Genomic DNA, 5,262 nt, shown 5'->3' with positions numbered 1-5,262 from the left:
TCACCGAACAAGGCGTCCGTTTCACCGATGGCAAGCATGGCGAGTTCGATGCGATCATCTTCGCCACCGGCTTCCGGCCCGGCTATGCCAGATTGCTGGAGCCCGGCGTCCAGCCAGGCCGCAGCGGCGTCAATGCGAGCGCTTCGGATCTCGGTCTTTATCTCATCGGCTTTCACAATCCGGTCACCGGATTGCTGCGCGAAATCTCGATCGAGGCAGAGCAGATCGCTGACAACATCCGCCTCCGGCGAAACCGAAAGAAGGCAGCAGAAATCCTGCCGGTATGATTTGGCGCAAGAGGAACTGAGTTCTCGCCAACCTCACCCTGCCGCGCGCAGCCAGACCTTGTTGTCGTGGAAGGCAGCACCCCCGTAGGGCGCCGGCGCGTCGGCTCCGGTCAGCACGTTGATGCCTTCGCCGCGCTCATGCGCGCTGTTTGGCCAGATGCCTTCGGCGATGACGACGCCGCGCTTGATGCCTTCGAAGAGTTTTGCATGCAGCACGACTTCGCCGCGCGTGTTGCCGACCTCGACACGATCGCCGTCGGCCAGCCCAAGTGCTGCGGCATCATCGGGGTGCAGCAAGAGTTCCGGCCGGCCTTCCTTGGCCTTGGACACCGGTGTTTCCGAGAATGTCGAATTGAGAAAATTGCGTGCCGGCGATGTTGTCAGCCGGAACGGATGCGCCTCGTCGGCGACCTCGATCAGGTCGACATGGTCGGGGAATTCCGGCAGCCGCGCCACCGGCCCGAACAGGCCCATGCTTTTCGGCGGCCGGTTGGGCGCCGCCTGCCCGGTCCAGTCGGCGCGAAAGTGGAATTTTCCATCCGCATGGCCAAATCCCCTAGTGAAATGCGCGGTGTCGAAATCCGGCTGCAGGTCGATCCACTTGTCTTCCTTCAAGCTGTCGAAGCTGCCCAGCCCGCGCTTGCCCAGGATGATGTCGATATGCTGCTGCTCGGTCAGGCCGAAGCCCGGACGGTCGGCGACGCCGAGCCGCTCAGCCAATTGCTCGATGACGAAATGGTTGGTGCGCGGCCCTTCCGGCGGCTCGATCAGCTTGGGGCCAAGCGTGATGTGCTGGTTGCCGCCGCCCTTGTAGACGTCGTCATGTTCCAGGAACATCGTCGCCGGCAGCACGACATCGGCGAGCTTGGCCGTGTCGGTCATGAACTGCTCGTGCACGCAAGTGAACAGATCCTGGCGCAGGAAGCCCTGCGTCACCAGCCGCTGCTCCGGTGCGACATTCACCGGGTTGGTGTTCTGGATCAGCATCGCCGTTACAAGCGGGCCGCCATAAAGCGCGTCGCTGGCACCGGTCAGCACCGGGCCGATGCGCGAATGGTCGAGATAGCGGATCGAGGGATCGCGCATCTTCGTGCCTTCCAGCACATCCTGGTTGAGCTTGAAGATGCCGGAATTGGAGTGGAAGGCGCCGCCGCCCTCATATTGCCAGCAGCCGGTGACCGCGGCGATGCAAGATGCGGCATGCATGTTGACGGCGCCATTGCGCTGGCGCGCGAAGCCATAGCCGAGCCGGAAATAGGTTTTCCTGGTCGTGCCGACGAGCCGGGCGAAGGCCTCGATCTCGGCGACCGTCAAGCCGGTGATCTCGGCCGCCCATTCGGGGGTTCGGGTCTGAAGATGCGCTTCCAGCCCCTTCGGGTCGTCGGTGTATTTTTCGAGATAGGCGCGATCGGCCATCCCTTCGCGAAACAGCACATGCATAGCCGCACAGGCCAGCGCGCCATCGGTACCCGGCTTCAGCACAAGGCCGAGATCGGCCTGCTTCATCGTCGCGTTTTCGTAAACGTCGATGACGACGATCTTGGCGCCGCGCTCCTTGCGCGCCTTGATGGCGTGGGTCATGACGTTGACCTGTGTGACCACCGCATTGGTGCCCCAAATCACCACGCAATCGGATTTCGCCATCTCGCGCGGGTCCGGCCCGCGCAAGGCGCCGGCCCCCATCATCCAGCCCGTCCAGGCGAGATTGGTGCAGATCGAACCGAAAAAGCCGGAATATTTCTTGGCGTGGCGCAGCCGGTCGATGCCGTCACGCTGCACCAGCCCCATCGTGCCGGCATAGTAGTAGGGCCAGACCGTCTCCGAGCCGTATTTTTCCTCGGCCGCGATGAACTTTTCGGCGACGAGGTCGAGCGCGGCTTCCCAGCTCGCTTCTTTCCAGGCGCCGTCGCCCTTGGCGCCCGCCCGCACCAGCGGCTTCAACAAACGGTCCGGATGATGGACGCGGTCGGCATAGCGGGCGACCTTGGCGCAGATGACACCGGCCGTGTAGCTGTTGGCCTTGGCGCCGTGGACGCGGCCGATGCGGTTGCCATCGAGCAGTTCGACCTCAAGAGCGCAGGTCGAAGGGCAATCATGCGGGCAGGCCGAATGGCCGATCCTGAGCTTGGTGTGCTGGTTCATGGCACTTGTCTAACGGCTTTCGGGCGTGACGTGTAGGGCCAGTTACACGCCGTCAGTTCGCTTGAAGAGCGCATTGTAGGCACCGCATTTTGGGCAATGCATATGGCGTTCTACATGCGCGGCCCCTGCGCCGGCGTCGACGGTAACCAGATTGCCTTCTCCGCATTCAGGACATTTTACGACAGCCCCGGGATTGATCGCCAAAACCTTCGCAGCCCCAAGCCAAGATTCCTTCGACACACTCACTCCGCCGTGCCTTCCTCATATTCGGCCGACATGGTCAGCCACTTTTCCTCGTGGCCAGCCAGCGTCTGGGCCAGTTGCGATCGCTCCTTGGCCAGCCGTGTCGCCGTCGAGGGATCCTTTTCATAGACCGCCGGATTGGACAGCTCGTCCTCGATGCCGTCGATGCGCTTGCGGATGCGGTCCATCAGCGCCTCGGTGGCGCGGATCTCCTTGGCCAGCGGCTCGAAGGCGGCGCGGCGTGCGGCCGCATCGCGGCGGCGATCGGCTTTTGACGCCTTGTCGGCCTCGCGCTTGCCGCGGCGGTCGCCGGACACGCCGGTGACCAGCGTCTTGTAGTCCTCGAGGTCGCCGTCATACGGGTTGACCGCGCCGTCCTTGACCAGCCACAGCCGGTCGGCCGTCGCCTCGAGCAGATGGCGATCGTGCGAGATCAGGATGACGGCGCCGGGAAATTCGTTCAACGCATGGATCAGCGATTCGCGGCTGTCGATGTCGAGATGGTTGGTCGGTTCGTCGAGGATGAACAGGTTCGGGCCTTCGAAGGCCGACAGGCCCATCAACAGCCGCGCCTTCTCACCGCCCGACAGATCCTTGGCGGCGGTGTTCATCTTCTCAGTGGTGAGGCCGAACTGGGCGACGCGGCCGCGCACCTTCGATTCCGGCGCCTCCGGCATCAACCGGCGGACATGCTCATAGGCGTTTTCGTCAGGGCGGAGATCATCGAGTTGATGCTGGGCGAAGATCGCCACCTTCAGCCCGGGCGCCACCGTCATGGTGCCACTCTCCTGCTTGAGCCGGCCGGACAGCAATTTGGCGAAGGTCGACTTGCCATTGCCATTGGCGCCGAGCAGCGCGATGCGGTCGTCGGCGTCGATGCGTAGCGTCATCTTCTTGAGGATCGGCTGTCCGTCGGTGTAGCCGACATTGACGTTGTTCAGCGCCACGATCGGCGAGGCCACCGTCTTGACCGGTTCGGGGAACGAGAACGGCCGCACCGAATCGTTCACGATGGCCGCGATCGGCTTCATCTTTTCCAGTGCCTTGATGCGCGACTGTGCCTGTCTCGCCTTGGAGGCCTTGGCGCGGAAGCGTTCGACGAAGGATTCCATGTGCTTGCGGGCGGCTTCCTGCTTGACCCGGCCCTTCTCCTGCAATTCCTTCTGCTCGGTGTATTGACGCTCGAACTGGTCGTAGCCGCCGCGCCAGAAGGTCAGCTTCTTCTGGTCGAGATGGACGATCGAATTGACGGCGCGGTTGAGCAGGTCGCGATCATGCGAGATCAAAAGCACCGTGTGCGGGTATTTCGACACGTAGTTTTCCAGCCACAGCGTGCCTTCGAGATCGAGATAGTTGGTCGGCTCGTCGAGCAGCAGAAGGTCGGGCTCAGCAAACAGCACCGCGGCGAGTGCCACGCGCATGCGCCAGCCGCCGGAGAAGGACGAGGCCGGACGGCGCTGTGCGGCGTCGTCGAAGCCGAGGCCGGCGAGAATGGTAGCGGCGCGAGACTCGGCCGAGTGCGCATCAATATCGGCCAGCCGCATATGGATGTCGGCGATGCGGTGCGGATCGGTCGCCGTCTTTTCCTCTTCGAGCAGCGCCGTGCGTTCGAGATCGGCCTTGAGCACAATCTCGATCAGCGGGTCCTCGGTGCCTGGCGCTTCCTGCGCCACCTGGCCGATGCGGGTGCTCTTCGGCAGGCTGATCGAGCCTGTCTCGGACGGGAAATCGCCGGTGATGGCCTTGAACAGCGTCGTCTTGCCGGTGCCGTTGCGGCCGACAAGGCCGGCCTTGGTGCCGGCCGGCAAGGTCAGCGAGGCATGGTCGAGAAGCAAACGTCCGGCCATGCGGAGCGATAGGTCATTGATGATCAGCATGGCCGCGCTTTTGCACCGGACATCAACGCTTCGCAAGACCTTGTGGGCCAGTTGGCCGCACAAGGTCTTGAAACGACGCCCATGAGGGCGCCGTCAAAGCAGTCGAACAGTGGCTCGCCTACCGGGCAGGCAGCGCTCAGGCAGTCGCCTTGCGCTTCGTCGCCTTGGCGACAGTCGCCGGCGCTGCTGCCGGTTTGCGGCCAAGTCCTGTCGACTTTGCCAGCGCCGATCGTGTCGCCGAGTAGTTCGGCGCAACCATCGGATAGTCCGGCGGCAAGCCCCATTTGGCCCGATAGTCGTCCGGGCTCAGGCCGTAGTCGGTCCGCAGATGCCGCTTGAGCGACTTGAACTTCTTTCCGTCCTCAAGGCAGATGATGTAGTCGGGAAACACCGACTTCTTCGGATTGACTGCCGGAACCAGGTTTGGGGTTTCCGCGACAACTGCACCAGCGAGCTTGCGGACCGAAGCACTGACGCTGGCAATCAACTCAGGCAGACCGGAAGCCGGAAGAGGATTGTTGCCTACATAGGCCGAGACAATATCGGCCGTCAGCTCGATAACGGTCTTATCATCGATATTTGACAATTCTTTCACCTTATTTGCGACAAAATCATCCACCCCAGCGAAGACTTGTGTCGATGTATCTCTTTAACCGCGTCCCCCAACGGACCGCCAAGTCTCAAAAGGAATTAAGAATCGGCAAAAGTAGCTT

At 62.6% G+C, this 5,262-nt stretch carries 3 protein-coding genes and 1 pseudogene; 1 reads left to right on the top strand and 3 read right to left on the bottom strand.

The features are described from left to right. Positions 1-287 (top strand): annotated as a pseudogene (locus EN993_RS18180) (NAD(P)/FAD-dependent oxidoreductase); the annotation flags it as partial. Positions 288-320: 33 nt separating this feature from the next. On the opposite strand, the gene EN993_RS18175 reads toward EN993_RS18180, so the two are convergent. The 3 genes from EN993_RS18175 to EN993_RS18165 form a co-directional block, all read right to left on the bottom strand. Continuing rightward, positions 321-2,429, bottom strand: a complete 2,109-nt coding sequence (locus tag EN993_RS18175) for a molybdopterin oxidoreductase family protein (RefSeq protein ID WP_127264472.1) — start codon at positions 2,427-2,429, stop codon at positions 321-323. A gap of 242 nt (positions 2,430-2,671) precedes the next feature. Continuing rightward, positions 2,672-4,549, bottom strand: a complete 1,878-nt coding sequence (locus EN993_RS18170; protein WP_109662916.1) for an ABC-F family ATP-binding cassette domain-containing protein — start codon at positions 4,547-4,549, stop codon at positions 2,672-2,674. Positions 4,550-4,685: 136 nt separating this feature from the next. Continuing rightward, positions 4,686-5,135 (bottom strand): MucR family transcriptional regulator, encoded by a 450-nt coding sequence (locus EN993_RS18165; protein WP_109663370.1) that lies wholly within the window; start codon positions 5,133-5,135, stop codon positions 4,686-4,688. Between the last annotated feature and the right edge of the window lie 127 nt (positions 5,136-5,262).

Source organism: Mesorhizobium sp. M7D.F.Ca.US.004.01.2.1 (assembly GCF_003997785.1).
Taxonomy (GTDB): domain Bacteria; phylum Pseudomonadota; class Alphaproteobacteria; order Rhizobiales; family Rhizobiaceae; genus Mesorhizobium; species Mesorhizobium loti.
The sequence above is the reverse complement of the archived record's forward strand: the minus strand, read 5'-3'. Positions and strand labels throughout refer to the sequence as shown.